The sequence below is a fragment of the Clostridioides sp. ES-S-0054-01 genome (genome assembly GCA_021561035.1).
Lineage (GTDB): Bacteria > Bacillota > Clostridia > Peptostreptococcales > Peptostreptococcaceae > Clostridioides.
Map to the genome: position 1 here is coordinate 1,266,776 of CP067346.1, position 18,261 is coordinate 1,285,036.

15 protein-coding genes are annotated in these 18,261 nt (G+C 29.8%); all 15 read left to right on the plus strand.

The genetic code is table 11. From position 1 onward, the window contains the following. Positions 1 to 89 precede the first annotated feature (89 nt). The 15 genes from JJC02_06185 to JJC02_06255 all read left to right on the plus strand — a co-directional run bounded on the left by JJC02_06185 (position 90) and on the right by JJC02_06255 (position 18,250). A complete protein-coding gene (locus tag JJC02_06185; protein UDN55762.1) occupies positions 90 to 4,388 on the plus strand; it encodes a PolC-type DNA polymerase III in 4,299 nt (1,432 codons plus the stop codon). Between the two features lie 203 nt (positions 4,389 to 4,591). Further along, a complete protein-coding gene (locus JJC02_06190) occupies positions 4,592 to 5,053 on the plus strand; it encodes a ribosome maturation factor RimP (GenBank protein UDN55763.1) in 462 nt (153 codons plus the stop codon). A gap of 30 nt (positions 5,054 to 5,083) precedes the next feature. Further along, positions 5,084 to 6,238, plus strand: a complete 1,155-nt coding sequence (gene nusA / locus JJC02_06195; protein ID UDN55764.1) for a transcription termination/antitermination protein NusA — start codon at positions 5,084 to 5,086, stop codon at positions 6,236 to 6,238. Between the two features lie 6 nt (positions 6,239 to 6,244). After that, positions 6,245 to 6,526, plus strand: coding sequence for a YlxR family protein (locus JJC02_06200; GenBank protein ID UDN55765.1), 282 nt, complete (start codon positions 6,245 to 6,247; stop codon positions 6,524 to 6,526). Then, positions 6,516 to 6,827: a ribosomal L7Ae/L30e/S12e/Gadd45 family protein gene (locus tag JJC02_06205; GenBank protein UDN55766.1), complete on the plus strand. Its 312-nt coding sequence runs from the start codon at positions 6,516 to 6,518 to the stop codon at positions 6,825 to 6,827. The genes JJC02_06200 and JJC02_06205 overlap by 11 nt, the downstream gene beginning before the upstream one ends. A 21-nt stretch (positions 6,828 to 6,848) precedes the next feature. Beyond that, the gene (infB, locus tag JJC02_06210; GenBank protein UDN55767.1) at positions 6,849 to 8,789 is read left to right on the plus strand and encodes a translation initiation factor IF-2; all 1,941 of its coding nucleotides are present in this window, start codon (positions 6,849 to 6,851) and stop codon (positions 8,787 to 8,789) included. Between the two features lie 42 nt (positions 8,790 to 8,831). Then, complete coding sequence (gene rbfA, locus JJC02_06215; protein UDN55768.1) at positions 8,832 to 9,212, plus strand: 30S ribosome-binding factor RbfA; 381 nt, start codon at positions 8,832 to 8,834, stop codon at positions 9,210 to 9,212. After that, the gene (locus tag JJC02_06220) at positions 9,193 to 10,176 is read left to right on the plus strand and encodes a bifunctional oligoribonuclease/PAP phosphatase NrnA (GenBank protein UDN55769.1); all 984 of its coding nucleotides are present in this window, start codon (positions 9,193 to 9,195) and stop codon (positions 10,174 to 10,176) included. The genes rbfA and JJC02_06220 overlap by 20 nt, the downstream gene beginning before the upstream one ends. A 12-nt stretch (positions 10,177 to 10,188) precedes the next feature. Further along, positions 10,189 to 11,094 carry a tRNA pseudouridine(55) synthase TruB gene (gene truB / locus JJC02_06225; protein UDN55770.1) on the plus strand — a complete coding sequence of 302 codons (906 nt, stop codon included), beginning with the start codon at positions 10,189 to 10,191 and terminating at the stop codon, positions 11,092 to 11,094. Between the two features lie 130 nt (positions 11,095 to 11,224). Beyond that, positions 11,225 to 12,154, plus strand: coding sequence for a bifunctional riboflavin kinase/FAD synthetase (locus tag JJC02_06230; protein ID UDN55771.1), 930 nt, complete (start codon positions 11,225 to 11,227; stop codon positions 12,152 to 12,154). A 103-nt stretch (positions 12,155 to 12,257) separates the two neighbouring features. After that, a complete protein-coding gene (gene rpsO, locus JJC02_06235; GenBank protein ID UDN55772.1) occupies positions 12,258 to 12,515 on the plus strand; it encodes a 30S ribosomal protein S15 in 258 nt (85 codons plus the stop codon). Positions 12,516 to 12,754: 239 nt separating this feature from the next. Continuing rightward, positions 12,755 to 13,600 (plus strand): DegV family protein, encoded by an 846-nt coding sequence (locus JJC02_06240; GenBank protein ID UDN55773.1) that lies wholly within the window; start codon positions 12,755 to 12,757, stop codon positions 13,598 to 13,600. Between the two features lie 124 nt (positions 13,601 to 13,724). Further along, positions 13,725 to 15,836 (plus strand): polyribonucleotide nucleotidyltransferase, encoded by a 2,112-nt coding sequence (gene pnp / locus JJC02_06245; protein UDN55774.1) that lies wholly within the window; start codon positions 13,725 to 13,727, stop codon positions 15,834 to 15,836. Between the two features lie 266 nt (positions 15,837 to 16,102). Next, positions 16,103 to 16,846 (plus strand): polysaccharide deacetylase family protein, encoded by a 744-nt coding sequence (locus JJC02_06250; protein UDN55775.1) that lies wholly within the window; start codon positions 16,103 to 16,105, stop codon positions 16,844 to 16,846. Positions 16,847 to 17,002: 156 nt separating this feature from the next. Continuing rightward, on the plus strand, positions 17,003 to 18,250 hold the full coding sequence (locus JJC02_06255) for an insulinase family protein (GenBank protein ID UDN55776.1): 1,248 nt from the start codon (positions 17,003 to 17,005) through the stop codon (positions 18,248 to 18,250). The last annotated feature ends 11 nt before the right edge of the window (positions 18,251 to 18,261 follow it).

An 18,261-nucleotide genomic window follows, 5' to 3' on the forward strand; every position in this document is an offset into this window, starting at 1 on the left:
TCTAAGTAAATATAAGTGAATAATAGATAGAAATAGATAAAAAGTGGTAATAATATATATAAAGATAATTTTGAGAAAGGAGGATATATATGGAAAGTATTAAGGAATATTTAGATAAATTAGAAATTAATAATAGTGGTCTTGGAAAGCAACTTAAAGAAGTTTACATAAATAGAGTAGTTTATTTTAAGGAAGATAAGATAGTTTATTTTTACCTGACTTCTAAAGATATTGTTTCTCATGAACTTTTAGATAAATTTAAAGAAGAATTGATGTATAAACTCGACTATTTTAAAGACATGAGAATGAAGATAAGGTTTACTGGTTTTGAGAGGAAATCTAATAAAGATGTTATAAAAAAATATTGGAATAATATATTGTATATATTAAAGTGTCTTTGTCCATCTATTGCAGGATGGTATAAACAAGTAGAATTTCTTTGTTTAGATGAAGAATTAAAAATAAAACTTCCAAAAGGTATATTTTATGAGCGATTAATGAAAAAAAATGTAATTTATGTACTTAAAACTGTGCTTAGTGAAGAGCTGGGATTAGATTTAAATATAACAATAGAAAAAGCTGTTGATGAAAAAGTAAATAAAGAGAGACTTATAAGAATCAATGATAGAGAAATGGAAGAAAGAATTAGGGCTTTAGAAATTGGAAAAGTTAATAACTGTGAAGAAAGTGAAGAGGAAAGTTATGTCATTAAGTCTGAAGTGGATGAAAATTTAATCTATGGAGATAATGCAAATGCTATGATTGAAAATATAGTTGAATTAAATGCATCTTCTGGAACGGTTGCAGTTGTTGGAGACATATTTGATGTTGATACTAAAGAACTTAAAAATGGGAAAATACTTATGATAGCATCAATTACAGATTATACTAGTTCAATAAGCTGTAAGCTTTTTTTAACAGATACAAACAAAGATGGAGTACTTGAAAGTGTTAAAAAAGGAGCATACTTAAAAATCAAAGGTGACATAGTTTACGATACATATCAAAGAGAAATTAGTATGATGATTAGTGGGGTAAGAAAAGAAACTAGAATAGAGAGAGAAGATAAATCAGAAGAAAAAAGGGTAGAACTACATGCACATACACAAATGTCTTCTATGGATGCTATTTGTTCTGTTAAAAAACTTGTAGAACGTGCAGCTAAATGGGGACATTCTGCTATTGCTATAACAGACCATGGTGTTGTACAAGGATTTCCAGATGCCATGAGTGCAGGTAAGTCAAATAACATAAAAATACTTTATGGAGTAGAGGGGTACTTGGTTGAAGATGATTCCCTTATTATAGAGGATGCAAATGATAAAGAACTCTCACAGACATTTGTTGTATTTGACATAGAGACAACTGGGTTTTCCAATACAAATGATAAAATAACTGAAATTGGTGCTGTAAAAATAGAAAATTTTAAAATTGTAGATAGATTTAGCGAATTGATAAACCCTGAAAAAGATATTTCTTATAAGATACAAGAATTGACAGGAATAACTAATGAGTTAATTAAAGACAAGCCAACTATTGAAGAAGTTCTTCCTAAGTTTATGGAATTTGTTGGAGACAGTGTATTAGTAGCACATAATGCAGAGTTTGATACTGGGTTTATATCACAAAAATGCAGGGAACAAGGTTTATTATATAATAACAAAAAAGTAGATACACTTATGTTGGCAAGAGTAATGTTGCCAAACTTAAAAAGACATAGATTAAATGTTGTTGCTAAAGAGCTTGGTATACCTCTTTTAAATCATCATAGAGCAGTGGATGATGCTGAGGCTACAGCACTTATATTTAATAAGTTTTTACAGATGCTTACAGAAAAAGGTGCAAAAACTTTAAGTGATGTAAACAATATACTTGGAAAAATTGATTATACAAAGCTTAGCACAAATCATATAACCTTGATAGCAAAGAATTCTGTAGGCATAAAAAATTTATATAAAATAATTTCAGATGCACATGTAAATCATTTTTTTAGAGCACCGAGAATCCTTAGAAGTGTATTAAATGAGTATAAAGAAGGGTTAATAATTGGTTCAGCTTGTGAAGCAGGAGTGGTTTTTCAAGCTGTGAAGAAGAATGTGTCTGATGAGGAAATGAAAAAAATAATAGATTTATACGATTATATTGAAGTAATGCCTATAGATAATAATAGATTTATGATTGATAAAGGAGAAGTAAAGGATGAAGAAGAGTTAAGGGAACTTAATAGAAAGTTAATTGATACAGCTAAAAAATTTAATAAAATTCCAGTAGCTACTGGGGATGTTCATTTTTTAGATAAACATGAAGCAATCTTAAGAAAAGTTCTTAAATATTCTCAAGGATTTAAAGTAGATGAAGAAGAAACTTATTTACATTTTAGAACAACAGATGAAATGTTGGAAGAGTTTAGTTATCTTGGTGAAGAATTAGCGTATGAAGTTGTGGTTGAAAATAGCAATTTGATTGCTGATATGGTTGAAGATATAAAACCTATACCAGATGATACTTATCCTCCAATTATAGAGGGTTCGGATGTGGAGTTAAGAGAAATGTGTTATAAAAAAGCCAAACGTATCTATGGAGACCCAATACCAGAAATAGTTCAAAAAAGGCTGGATAGAGAATTAAATTCAATAATAAGCAATGGATATGCAGTTATGTATATTATAGCTCAAAAACTAGTTGCAAAATCTCTTTCAGATGGATATTTAGTTGGTTCGAGAGGTTCAGTTGGTTCATCTTTTGCAGCTACAATGAGTGATATAACAGAAGTTAATCCTCTCCCAGCACATTATATTTGTGAAAATGAAGACTGTAAATATTCATTTTTTTATGAAATAGGTGAATGGGGTTCAGGTGTTGATTTACCAGATAAGGATTGCCCGAAATGTGGAAGAAAACTTGCCAAAAACGGTCATGATATTCCGTTTGAGGTTTTCTTAGGTTTTGAAGGTGATAAAGAACCAGATATAGACTTAAATTTCTCAGGAAATTATCAGCCGACAATTCATAAATACACAGAAGAACTATTTGGAGAGGGATACGTATATAGAGCTGGTACTATAGGTACTGTAGCAGAAAAAACAGCTTTTGGATATGCAAGAAAATATGTAGAAGAAAATAATATAAGTGTACCAAATGCAGAAGTACTTAGGCTTTCAAATGGATGTACTGGAGTAAAAAGAACTTCAGGACAGCATCCTGGTGGAGTTATGGTTATACCAGATTATAAAGATGTATATGATTTTACACCTATACAGTATCCAGCAAATGATACTTCTTGTGGAGTTATAACTACTCACTTTGATTATCATTCAATAAGTGGTAGAATACTCAAACTTGATATACTTGGACACGACGGTCCTACCATTATAAGGATGCTTGAAGATATGACTGGAATAAATATAACAGAAATTCCGTTAGATGATAAAGAGACTATGTCTCTATTTACATCTACAGAAGCATTGGGTGTTACACCAGAAGAAATAAACTGTCCTATAGGTTGCCTTGCTGTACCTGAGTTTGGAACTAAGTTTGTACGACAAATGCTACTTGACACCAAACCTACTACATTTGCAGAACTTGTACGTATATCTGGTCTTTCTCATGGTACAGATGTTTGGGTAAATAATGCACAAGATTTAGTTAGAGAAGATATAGTTGGATTAAAAGATGTTATATCTACACGAGATGACATAATGAACTATTTAATATTTAAAGGATTACCTCCAAAAATGAGTTTTACAATAATGGAGAGTGTAAGAAAAGGTAAAGGTCTAAAACCAGAACACATTGAAGAAATGAAAAAAAATAATGTCCCAGAATGGTATATAGGTTCATGTAAAAAGATTAAGTACATGTTCCCAAAAGCACATGCTGTTGCTTATGTCATGACATCATTTAGAATTGCGTATTGTAAAGTTCACTATCCAGAAGCATTTTATGCTACTTATTTTACTACAAAAGTTGAGGATTTTGATGCAGATTTAATTGTTAAAGGATTAGATGCTATAAAATCGAAAATAAATGAAATTGAGGCATTGGGAAATGATGCAACTACAAAAGAAAAAGGTATGTTAACCGTTTTAGAAGTTGCTCTTGAAATGTATGCTAGAGGAATAAAATTATTACCAGTTGATATATATAAATCAGATGCGACTGAGTTCATAGTTGTAGGAGAAAAAACATTACTTCCACCAATGGCAGCAATACAAGGCTTGGGAGGAAATGCTGCTATAAATATTCAAAATGAAAGAAAAAATGGTGAATTTATATCAAAAGAAGATTTAAGAAAGAGAACAAAAATATCAAAAACGGTAATAGAAACTCTTACTAATCATGGTTCACTTGAGAATATGAGTGAGAGAAATCAACTGTCATTGTTTTAAGTTAGCTCAAAAAGTTGCAAATAAAAGAATTTTATGATATCATAGTATAGAAAATAGTATACTTTGCAGAAACTAAGAGTGAGACCGCTGTTCTCACTCTTTTATTTTAAATATATTATTAAAAAGCTGGTTTAATTTTATTAAATATATTTTATTTAAGATTATATGAACTGGTCATTTACAATTGAATAGGAGGAAATTTAATGAAAAAAAATTTAGAAGCTACAATCGAGGAGATTGTAACTAAAATAACGGATGAGCATGGATTTGAAATGGTTGATGTTGAATATGTAAAAGAAGCAGGAGAATACTACTTAAGAGTATACATAGATAAAGAAGAAGGAATATCTTTAAATGAATGTGAATTAGTTAGTAGAGAATTAAGCCCAATACTTGATGAAAAAGACCCTATAAAAGAGAATTACTTTTTAGAGGTATCTTCTCCAGGACTTGATAGAGCATTAAAAAAAGACAGAGATTTTGTGAGATATCAAGGTAGAGATGTAGATTTAAAATTATATAAACCGTTAAATGGATGTAAACAATTTGAAGGTGAACTTGTAGGATTAACAGAAGATAATAATATAAAAATCATTGTAAATGGTAAGGAAATGGAATTTAATAGAAAAGATGTTGCTATTGTCAGATTAGCAATAAAGTTTTAGTGGTATATTAAATAGGGAGGATATAAAAAAATGAATCATGAATTTATGGAAGCATTAGATGAATTAGTAGTTGATAGAGGTATAGATAAAGAGATACTTATAGACACTATAGAACAAGCTCTTTTAACTGCATACAAGAAAAACTTTGGTTCAGCACAAAATGTTAGAGTTGAGTTTGATAGAGACAAGGGAGATATAAAAGTATTTTCTCAAAGAGTTGTTGTTGATGAATCAGATTTATATGATACTTTCTTAGAGATAGAGTTGGCAGATGCTAGAGAGATAAATCCTAATTATGAATTAGGTGATATTATAGAACATGAGGTTACACCTAAAAATTTTGGAAGAATTGCAGCTCAGACAGCAAAACAAGTAGTTGTTCAAAGAATAAGAGAAGCTGAGAGAGAAATAGTGTATAATGAATTTATAGAAAAAGAAAATGAAATAGTTACAGGAGAGGTTGCTAGAGCAAATAAAAATGTTGTTTATGTAAACCTTGGAAGAATAGAAGGTATAATGACTCAAAGTGAGCAAATACCATTTGAGAATTATAGAGCAGGTCAAAAAATAAAATTCTATATACTTGAAGTTAAAAAGACTAACAAAGGACCTCAAATAGTTGTATCAAGAAGTCATCCAGGTTTAGTAAAGAGATTATTTGAAGAAGAAGTTCCTGAAATATATGAAGGAATAGTTCAAATAAAATCTGTAGCAAGAGAAGCTGGGTCAAGAACTAAAATGGCAGTAAAATCTATAGATGAAAAAATAGACCCAATTGGAGCTTGTGTTGGACCAAAAGGACTTAGAGTAAAAAATATAGTGGATGAACTTGGTGATGAAAAAATAGATATAATAAAATATAGCGAAGACCCAGCAGAGTTTATATCAGCAGCACTTAGTCCATCAAAGGTTGTTAGAGTAGATATAAATGAAGATGAAAAGTCTGCATTAGTAATCGTTCCAGATTATCAGTTATCGCTTGCTATAGGTAAGGAAGGTCAAAATGCAAGACTTGCAGCAAAATTGACTAACTGGAAAATAGATATTAAGAGCGAATCTCAAGCAGAACAAGAAATGTTAAATCTTGAAAATTCCAAAGAAATAGAAGATGAGGATGTTGAAGCTGAATTTATCAACCAAGAGGAGTTAGATACTTCAGATGATAATTTTATTGAAGAAGAGTAAGGAGGGATGATTTTGAAAAAAGTAAAAAAAGTGCCTCAAAGAAAATGCATAGCATGTCAAGATAGAGACTCTAAAAAAGAGCTTATAAGAATAGTTAAAAATAAAGAAGGAAAAATATTTTTAGACCCAACAGGAAGAGCTAATGGAAGAGGAGCATATGTATGTAAAAGCTCTGAATGTTTAAAAAAAGCTATAAAAAGTAAAGCGTTAAATAAAGCTTTTAAGATAGATGTTCCTGATGAAGTCTATGATAATCTACTTATGGAGTTAGAAGAATATGAAAAATAATAAAGAAAAAGTACTTTCGTTCTTAGGGCTCGCAACTCGTGCAGGGAAAATAGTGTCTGGTGATGATTCAACTTTGCTTGACCTTAAAAAAGGAAAAGTAAATTTAATTTTAATAGCAGAAGATGCATCAAATAATACCAAAAAACTTTTTAAAGATAAATCAACTTTTAGAAATATTCCATATCTATTTTTTTCAACAAAAGAGGAAATAGGATTTGCAATAGGAAAATCTCCAAGAGCAGTTGTAGGAATAAAAGATGAAAATTTTTCTAAAAAGATAATTGAACTAATAGAAATTTAAAATAAAATAGGGGGTGATCTTGTGTCAAAAACAAGAGTATACCAAATAGCAGAAGAATTAAATATATCAAATGAAGAGCTTATAAATAAGTTAGCTGAATTAGATATAAATGTAACTGACAAAGATTCAGTATTAGAAGGTGAAGAGTTAGAATTAGCACTTGAAATGTTAGGTGAAGATTCATCTCAAGAAAATGGAAATGTTATAGAAATAGATGGAAAGTTGACAGTACAAGTATTAGCAACGAAATTAGATAAATCTCCATCAGAAATAATTATGAAGCTTATGAAAATGGGAACTATGGCAACAATAAATCAAGAGATAAGTTTTGAGATTGCTGCTTTAGCTGCCAAAGACTATGGATTTGAATTAACAGTAGCTGAAAGTGATGATACAGAAGCTTTAGAAATAGAAGCTTTAATGGAAATTGAAGAAGATAAAGAAGAGGACTTAAAACCTAGACCACCAGTTGTTACAGTTATGGGACATGTTGACCATGGTAAGACATCTTTATTAGATGCAATAAGAAAAACTGATGTAATTTCAGGTGAAGCAGGAGGCATTACTCAACATATAGGAGCTTCAGAAGTCAAAATCAATGGACACAAAATAGTATTTTTAGATACTCCAGGACATGAGGCTTTCACATCAATGAGAGCAAGAGGAGCACAAGTTACAGATATAGCAATACTAGTAGTTGCAGCAGATGATGGTATAATGCCTCAAACAGTGGAAGCTATAAACCATGCTAAAGCAGCAGGAGTACCTTTAATAGTTGCTATCAATAAAATAGATAAGCCAGGTGCAAATCCAGACAAAGTTAAACAAGAATTAGCAGACCAAGGATTATTAGTTGAAGACTGGGGTGGAGAAGTAATAGCAGTTCCAGTATCAGCTAAGAAAAAAGAAGGAATAGATACACTTTTAGAAATGGTATTATTGGTTGCTGAAATGGAAGAATTAAGAGCAAATCCAAATAAAAGAGCAGTAGGAACTGTTATAGAAGCTGAGCTTGATAAAGGAAGAGGACCAGTTGCAACAGTACTTGTTCAAGGTGGTACTTTAACAGTAGGTGACCCAATCGTTGCAGGTGTTGCATGTGGTAAAGTTAGAGCAATGATAAATGCAAAAGGTAAGAGAGTAAAAACAGCAGGACCATCTACAGCAGTTGAGATACTAGGTTTATCAGAAGTTCCACAAGGTGGAGACCAATTTGTCGAAGTTCCAACTGATAAGATTGCTAGAAGTGTAGCAGCAAGAAGACAGCAAATAGTTAGAGATGAGATGTTAAAATCAACTCAAAGATTATCACTAGATGCTTTATTTAGTCAAATGAGTGAAGGTTCTATAAAAGACCTTAATATAGTTATAAAAGCAGATGTACAAGGTTCAGTACAGGCAGTTAAACAATCTTTAGAAAAATTATCAAATGAAGAAGTTCAGGTTAAAGTAATACATGGTGGTGTTGGAGCTGTAACAGAATCAGACATATTACTTGCAGCAGCTTCTAACGCAATAATAATAGGATTCAATGTAAGACCAGTTCCAGGTGCAGAATCTCTAGGAGAAAAGGAAAATGTTGATATAAGAACATATACTATAATATACAAGGCTATAGAAGATATACAAGCTGCTATGACTGGTATGTTAGACCCTGAATATGTTGATGAAGAAACAGGAAAAGCTGAAATAAGAGAAATTTATAAAATATCTGGTGTTGGAACAGTAGCTGGATGTTATGTGACTAATGGTAAGATATTTAGAAATTGTAAAGTAAGATTAGTTAGAGATAGTATAATAATACATGAAGGTGAGCTTGCAGCACTTAAGAGATTTAAAGATGATGTAAAAGAAGTTAATTCTGGATACGAATGTGGTATGAGTTTTGTAAATTATAACGATATAAAAGAAGGCGATATAGTAGAAGCTTATATAACTAAAGAAGTAGAAAGAAAATTATAAATTCGTATCAAAGAAAATCAGTTAGTAAAGAAGGTCGATGGTATGGCATCATATAATAGAACAAGAAGGATAGCAGAAGAAATAAGAAAAGTAGTAAGTACTATGCTTATAAATGGAGTGAAAGACCCTAGAATAACCTCTATGGTAAGTGTAACTGATGTAGAAGTTACAAATGACCTAAGATATGCTTATGTATATGTAAGTGTTTTGGGTGGAGATGAAGAATCTACACTAACAGGTCTTAAAAGTGCTGGAGGGTATATAAGAAGAGAAGTAGGAAAAAATATAAAACTTAGATATATTCCTGAGATAGTATTTAAAATTGATGATTCAATAGAAAAAGGAATGTATATGGATAGCCTTATAAAAAGAGTTAATGAAAAAAATGCTCAGCAAAATGAGGATGAAAATTATGATGAATAATATGGATAGTATCATAAACTATATTTATGAGGGTGACTATTTTATAGTTACCTCTCATATCAGTCCAGATGGAGATAATATTGGTTCTACACTTTCAATGTATTATACATTGAAGAATTTAGGTAAAAATGTATATTATGTACTTGATGACGAAGTTCCATTAAATCTAAGATTTTTGGTTGAAGGTGTAAAAATCTATAAATCTAATGAACTTAATATGAAGGAGTATTCTCTAATTGCACTTGATTGTGGAGATAAAATGAGAATATGTGTAAGTGATGAAATAAAAAATAATGCATCAAAATTAATCTGTATTGACCATCATGCTAGTAATGATTCATATGGAGATTTAAATTATGTGGATATTGATGCATCTTCTACATGTGAACTAGTTTATAATTTATTGGTTAGATTCCAGCAAATAAAAGATATTAATATTATAAATGAAGATATAGCAACATGTTTATATACAGGTCTTGTAACTGACACTGGGAATTTTTCATATTCAAATGCACATGCAAGTAGTTTTGAAATGGCAAAGAATTTACTTGTTTTAGGTGCACAAAAAAATACTATAATACAAAATATATATCAAAGCAATTCTTCTGATTATTATAAATTGTTGGGAGAAGCTTTAAACTCTTTAGAGATATTTGATTCAAAAGTGTCTAGTATAGTTTTAACTCAAGACATGATGAATAGAAATAATATTAGCTTTAATGATGTTGATGGAATAACAACATATACAAGAGACATAAAAGGTATAGAAGTTGGAATTTTATTTAAAGAGAAAAAACAAAATGAAATTAAAGTAAGTTTTAGGTCAAAAAATTATGTTGATGTAAGTGAAATAGCCAAGTTATTTGGCGGTGGTGGTCATGTAAGGGCTGCTGGATGTACTATTATAGATAGTGTTGATAATGCAAAAAAAATGGTACTAGAGGCAGTTTTAAAATCAATTTAAGGTGACAGTAAAATGAATAAGATTATAAGTATATTGAAACCTACAGGTATGACATCTCATGATGTTGTAAGTAGAGTTAGAAAGATTTTAAATATAAAAAAAGTCGGTCACACAGGTACTCTTGACCCAGATGCTTCAGGTGTTTTACCAATCTGTATAGGGAAAGCTACAAAAGTATGTGAAGTTATCTTAAATAAAGATAAATCGTATATATGTGAGCTTACTTTAGGTATAAGTACAGATACCTATGATGCCTCAGGTGAAATTTTAAAAAAAGTTGATGATTTTAAATTTAGTGATGAAGAGATAGAAAGAGCTTTTGGTACACAAAGAGGAGAAATAAATCAACTTCCACCAATTTATTCAGCTTTAAAGGTAAATGGAAAGAGAATGTGTGATTTAGTAAGAAGTGGTAGGCAATCTGAAATTACTTTAAAAACAAGAAGAGTAAATATAAAAGACATAAAAATACTCAGTATAAAAGGTAAAAAAGTAATGTTTTATGTTGAGTGTTCTAAAGGGACTTATGTGAGAAGTATTTGCCATGATATAGGAGAATATCTAGGTTGTGGAGCACATATGTCATTTTTGAATAGAACATCTTCTGGTAAATTTGACTTAGATAATTCAATAACATTAGAAGAACTAGAATTGTTTTATGAAAATAAAACTTTAGACAAATACTTATATGATATAGATTATGTACTTGATTCGTTTAATTATATTGTATTAAATCCTAGTGCTATAAAATATTATAGCAATGGTGGCTCCATAGATGATAAAAGATTTTTGAAAAATAATTACAATAAAGATGATGAATTTGTAAGGGTATATAGTACAGATAATTTCTTAGGCTTAGGAAAGTTATCAAAACATAATAATACAATAAGTGTTAAAAGTGATAAGATGTTCATATAACTAATGTATTTAAAAAAACAATAAAAGAGATAGTACTATAATAACTTCTATAGTCTATCTCTTTTACTTATGCTATAATAGTTTGTGAATAAGTTAAGAGTAAATTATATTTTAGCGGGGAAAATTTATTATGGTGATTATAAAATCTATAAAAGAAATAGCAAACATAAAAGAAAGTGTCATTACCATAGGAAATTTTGATGGTGTACACAAAGGGCATCAAGTTCTTATAAGAAAAACAGTTGAACATTCAAAAAAAGAAAATATGCAGAGTATCGTATTTACATTTGCAAATCATCCTGTAAATTACTTTAGACCAAACTCAACAAAAAATATTATAAGTAATGATGATAAGATAAAATTATTAGAAGAATTGGGAATAGATATAGTTGTAATCATACCATTTGATGAGTATATGACTAAAATACCTGCAAAGGATTTCGTAAATGATATACTAGTAAAAAAATTAAAAGCTAAAAAGGTAGTAATTGGACATGACTTTACGTTTGCAAGAGCCAAAGAGGGTAATGTTAATCTATTAAAAAGCTTAGAACATGAATTTGGTTTTGAGGTAGAAGTAATAAAACCAATCAAAATAAATGGTGTAAGAGTGAGTAGTACTTATATTAGAAGTTTAGTGTCTCAGGGTGATATGGCTAATGTCAAAGAGTATTTAGGTCGTAATTACAAGTTAGAAGGTTGTGTTATACATTCCAAACATCTTGGAAGAACTATTGGATTTCCAACAGCAAATATTGACCTTAAGAATAATATGCTCGTTCCAAAGAGAGGTATCTATACTTCTATTGTACATATTGGAGATGAGGCTTATTTTGGTGCTACAAATGTAGGTTACAACCCAACAGTTAATGGAAAATCTTTATCTATTGAAACAAATATTTTAGAGTTTGATAGAGATATTTATGGTGAAAATATAATTATTGAATTTTTGGAAAGAATAAGGGATGAAAGAAAGTTTAATTCAATAGATGATTTAAAAAATCAATTGTTTAATGATACAAATTATGTGTATGAAAACTATGTTTGCAAAAGTAAGTAATGTATGGTAAAATGATTAAGGAAAATAACCATTACTCGGCATTTGAATACTCCAATCAATGCTTAGTAATAGGCGTTTCTAAAAAATTATGGAGGTAATCTAAATGATAAACAAATCAGAAATAATAAAAGAATACGGAAGAGCTGAAGGAGATACTGGTTCTCCAGAAGTACAAATAGCTTTATTAACAGCTAGAATAAACGAGTTAAATGGACATTTAAAAACTCATAAGAAAGACCACCATTCAAGAAGAGGACTATTAAAAATGGTTGGTAGAAGAAGAAACTTATTAGCTTACTTAAAAGAAAAAGATCTTGAGGGATATAGAGCATTAATAGCTAAATTAGGATTAAGAAAGTAATTTCATTCTTTATAAAAAAGCAGGTATAGTGTATACCTGCTTTTTTATAGTTAATTCATTATAAAGTAAAATGGTTAATAATAAAAGTATTTCATATATTATAAAGAATTATAAAATGAATAATATTGGGTAAGAATATTAAAATAGTATATAAATACATAATCAATTTAAAAGGAAAGACAGGATAAATATAGAAGTTTTATAACAGGATAATTAGTTGGAATAAGGAGGATATTATTTTGAAAATAAAGTTAATATGTGATAGTTTATGTGATATTCCAGATGAAATATCAGAAAAAGATTATATAGAGATAGTGCCACTTACAGTTATTTTTAATGATAGAGAATATATAGAAGGCGTAGATATAAAGAAAGAAGAGTTTTATAAAAAAGTAAAAGAAATCAAGCAAATACCTAAAACTTCACAAGCTACGTATATGGAGTTTAAAGAAGTATTTGATAAGTTCATAGAAGAGGGCTATTATATAATTTGTCTAACAGGAGCAGCAAACGCATCAGGAACTTTCCAAAGTGCCATGATAGCTAAAAATGATGTAGATGAAAATGAAAAAATACATATATTTGATACTAGAAATTTATCTCTTGGCAGTGGACAATATGTTATAAAGGCGTGTGAACTTCTTGAAGAGGGTCTAGGCTTTGAAGAAATCATAGAGGAGCTAGAGAATACTCGCAGTAGTGTAAGATTACTTTTTGCACCATATACACTTGATTTTTTAAAGCAAAGTGGAAGAGTTCCAGTTGCAACTGCTTTGATAGGAAATATGTTAAATATAAAACCTATATTTTTCTTTGATAATGGGGAAGCTAAGTTAGTAAATAAGGTTAGAGGAATAAAGAATATAGCAAGTAAATTGGTTGATATAATTTTAGAAATGAATGAAGGGTCTTTAGAAGGAAAAATCGTTACAATAGGTTGTGGAGATAATTTACATGATTGTGAAATATTAAAAGATGAAGTAAATAAAAGAATAAATGCAAGAAGAGTATTATTTACTCGAGGAGGAGTTTCTATTTGCTCTCATACAGGGCCAGATATATTGGCTATAAGTTGTTCTAATTAGTAGTAATATAAGGTTTTTGCATATATATGTGAAGATAATTTTATATTGTTAATTTATAGTATTTTTGATAATATAGTAAATAGAGTGATATACGTGTTTTTTAATAAGAGGAGGACAAGCATTAATGTTTGAACATAAAATATTTAAAATGGATTTTGCAGGAAGAGAACTTTCTGTAGAAGTAGGAAAGATTTGTGAAATGGCTAATGGTAGTTGTATAGTTAGATACAGTGATAGTATGGTAATGGTAAATACAACTAAGTCAGCCAAACCTAGAGACGGAATAGATTTTTTTCCTTTAAGTGTGGATTATGAAGAAAAATTATACTCTGTAGGTAAGATACCTGGAGGTTTTTTAAAGAGAGAAGGTAAGCCTTCAGAAAAAGCTATACTTACATCAAGATTGATAGATAGACCAATAAGACCTTTATTCCCAAAAGGATTTAGAAATGATGTTCAGGTAGTTGCAACAGTTTTATCAGTAGACCAAGATTGCACACCAGATATAGTAGCAATGATAGGTTCTTCAATAGCCCTTTCTATATCAGACATACCATTTAATGGACCAACAGGTTCAGTATGTGTTGGTCTTGTAGATGGTGCATTTGTTGTAAATCCAAACGCAGAGCAAAGAGAAAAAAGTTCAATGCATCTAGTTGTTTCAGGTACAAAGGAAGCAATAATGATGGTTGAAGCTGGAGCTGATGAAGTTCCAGATGAGGTAATGCTTGATGCTATTTTATTTGCTCATCAAGAAATAAAAAAAATAGTTGAGTTTATAGAAGGTATAGTTGCAGACGTTGGAAAAGAAAAAATGACTGTTGAATTATACCATGCAGGAGAAGAAATAACTCAGTTGGTTCGTGAATTTGCAACTGATAAGATGAAAAAAGCAGTTCAGACTTTTGAAAAGTTAGAGAGAATGGAAAATATGGATAGAGTTAAAGAAGAAACTTTAGCTCACTTTGAGGAGACTCTAGAGGATTTTGAAGAGTTTATTGGTGATATAGAAGAAGTATTACAAGATATAATAAAAGAAGAAGTAAGAAAACTTATAGTACATGAAAATGTAAGACCAGATAATAGAAAACTTGAAGAAATAAGACCTATATGGTGTGAAACTGGTATGATACCTAGAGCTCATGGCTCAGCTATATTTACTAGAGGACAAACTCAAGTACTTAATGTGGCTACTTTAGGTGCTTTAGGAGATGTTCAAAAGTTAGATGGATTGGATGAAGAAGAAAACAAGAGATATATGCATCATTATAATTTCCCTGCATATAGTGTTGGAGAAGCTAGACCATCAAGAGGACCAGGAAGAAGAGAAATAGGACATGGTGCCTTAGCAGAAAGAGCTTTATTACCAGTAATACCATCTCAAGAAGAATTCCCTTATGCTATTAGATTAGTTTCTGAAGTATTAAGTTCAAATGGTTCTACATCTCAAGCAAGTGTATGTGGTTCAACATTATCTTTACTTGATGCAGGTGTACCTATAAAGGATATGGTTGCAGGTATAGCAATGGGACTTATAAAGCATGATGGTAAGGTTGCAGTGCTTTCAGACATACAAGGTATGGAAGACCATTTAGGAGATATGGACTTTAAAGTAGCTGGTACAGAATATGGTATAACAGCAATACAAATGGATATAAAAATAGATGGTATAGATAAAGAAATTCTACAACGTGCTTTAAAACAAGCTAAAGAAGGTAGAATCCATATACTAGGAGAAATGAGAAAAACTATATCTCAGCCAAAACCAGAACTTTCACCATATGCACCTAAGATTGTTAAAATGCAAATAAATCCTGACAAGATAAAGGATGTAATAGGACCTGGTGGAAAGATAATAACTAAGATAATAGACGAAACTGGAGTTAAGATAGATATTGAACAAACTGGAGAAGTATTTATATCAGGTATTGAGATTGATATGATTAAGAAAGCTCAAGAACTTATAAATAATATAGTAGTTGAACCAGAAGTAGGAAAAACTTATAAAGGTAAAGTAAGTAGAATAATGAACTTTGGAGCATTTGTTGAGATACTTCCGGGAAAAGAAGGATTACTTCACATATCTCATATAGCTCATGAAAGAGTTGCCAAAGTTGAAGATGTATTGAATATAGGAGATGAAGTTGAAGTTAAAGTTACAGAAATTGATGAAAAAGGAAGAGTTAATTTATCAAGAAAAGTTCTTTTACCAAAACCAGAGCATAAAAATAAATAATTTATTATATAATTAAAAGCAAAGTCTTAGGATTTTGCTTTTTTAAATACAAAAAAGTAGATAGTTTTAAAAGACTAGTGATAGATAACTTACAGTTCTTTTTTTTGTAAACTTTTACTCTTATGAAGAAGTTATTTAAAAGTTAATTAATAGAAAGTTTTATTGGTATATAGAAAATCACTTAAGTTATATTTAGTGCATAAACAGAGCTTATTTTTAATAGTATTAAATAAGAAACAATTTGTACATAATTAGGGGGAGTTTTAATGATAATGATGGTACTTAATAAGAGTAAGCTCAAAAAAATCATAATACTAATTTTAGTAATATTATTAGTATTATCAGGAGGGGTAATGGTATTAAAGTTATTTAACAATAAGCCGGTATTTAATTTATTTAATGGTGTAGATTTACCATATGAAAGAGGTACAAAGGATAAAAGTGGATATGTTGCGTTGACCTGTAACATAGACCTTGGATGGGAAACAGAGTACGTAGAATCCATTTTAGAAACACTTAAAAAAGAAAATGTAAAGATTACATTTAATGTAACTGGTAAATGGGCAGAAAAGAATAAGGACGAATTATTAAAGATAAAAAAACAAGGACATGAAATAGGTAATCATGGATACAAACATTTAGATTACTCGACATTATCATATGAAAATAATTATGAACAAATAGAGACATCTAAAAAGATAATTGAAGAAATTATAGGTGAAAAAACTAAATTTTTTCAAGCACCAGCAGGTTCTTTTGGTCCAGAAACAGTAAAGGCTGCTAAAGCATTAGGATATACTTCTATCAAATGGGATGCTGATACTATAGACTGGAAATACAAGGACCAACCAGAAGTAATCATTGATAGAATGAAGAAAAAAGATATTAAAGATAGTAGTATAATCTTAATGCACCCAACTGATGCAACGACAAAATGTATAGATGATATTATAGCAATTGTAAGAGAAAAAGGACTAAAACCAGGAAAACTTAGTGATGTATTTAAGTAGACAAAGTGTAAATATTTGGTTAAGATTGTATAGGTTGTGGTTGAATTAATTAAGAGACTGACTTATAATGTAATACATATAAAAATAAATAGAATTAGAATATAGTGTTTTCAATAATCCAATATGAAACAAATAATAAATTTTTAGGAGAATGTAATGTATAAGACAAAAATACTAGAAAATGGACTTACAATAATTGGTGAAGAAATACCATATCTAAAGTCAATAACATTGGGTATTTGGATAAATGCAGGTTCTAGGATAGAAGAACCACAGGTGAGTGGAACTTCTCATTTTATAGAGCATATGATGTTTAAAGGAACCAAAAGCAGAACATCAAAAGAGATTGCTAGCTCGATAGATAATTTGGGTGGTCAAATAAATGCATTTACAAGTAAGGAATGTACATGTTATTATGTAAAACTAATAGATGAGCATATAGATACAGGAATTGATGTATTAAGTGATATGATACTAAATTCTAAATTTGATAAGAATGATATAGATAAGGAAAGACTTATAATATTGGAAGAACTTAAGATGTATGAAGATTCCCCAGATGACTTGTCTTATGATTTGTTGGTAGAAAATATATATGCTAATGATGGTCTAGGAATGAATATAATTGGGACAAAAGATTCTTTATACAGTATAACTAGGGAATCCATGTTAGAATACTTAAACAAGTATTATATTCCAAATAACGCTGTTATTTCTATAGTTGGAAACTTTAACTTTGATGATATGGTAGAGAAAATTAAATCAAAATTTGGACACTGGGAAAAGAAAAATTTAAGTATAGATATAAGCGAGGCTGAGTTTAATCCTTGCTTTGTATCAAAAAATAAAGATATTGAACAGGTAAACTTAGCTATGTGCCTAAAAGGTATTCCTTTTGAAAATGATGAAGAGGTCTACTCAATGGCAGTGGTAAATAATATTTTCGGTGGAAGTATAAGTTCAAGGCTTTTTCAGAAAATAAGGGAGGAAAAAGGTTTAGTATATTCAATATACTCATCACAGACATTATATAGAAAATGTGGTGAATTAGGTATATTTGCAAGTATGAGTACAGAAAATTTGCAAGATGTGTATAACTTAATAAAGAAAGAAATTGAAAATATAAGGAAAAACTATCTTACAGAAAAAGAAATATCTGAAAGTAAGGAGCAGTTAAAAGGCAATTATATATTGGATTTAGAAAGTACTAGCAGTAGAATGATGTCTACTGGTAAATCTATGTTACTTAGTAAAAAAGTAAAAACTACAGATGAAATACTTGAATGTATAGATAATGTTGATATTAGTTCAGTAAAGAAAGTTGTTGATAAGGTATTCAATATCGAAAATATTGGTACATGTATAGTTGGAAGAGACGTAGAAAAGATTCTACACCTGGATTAATATTGTAAAAG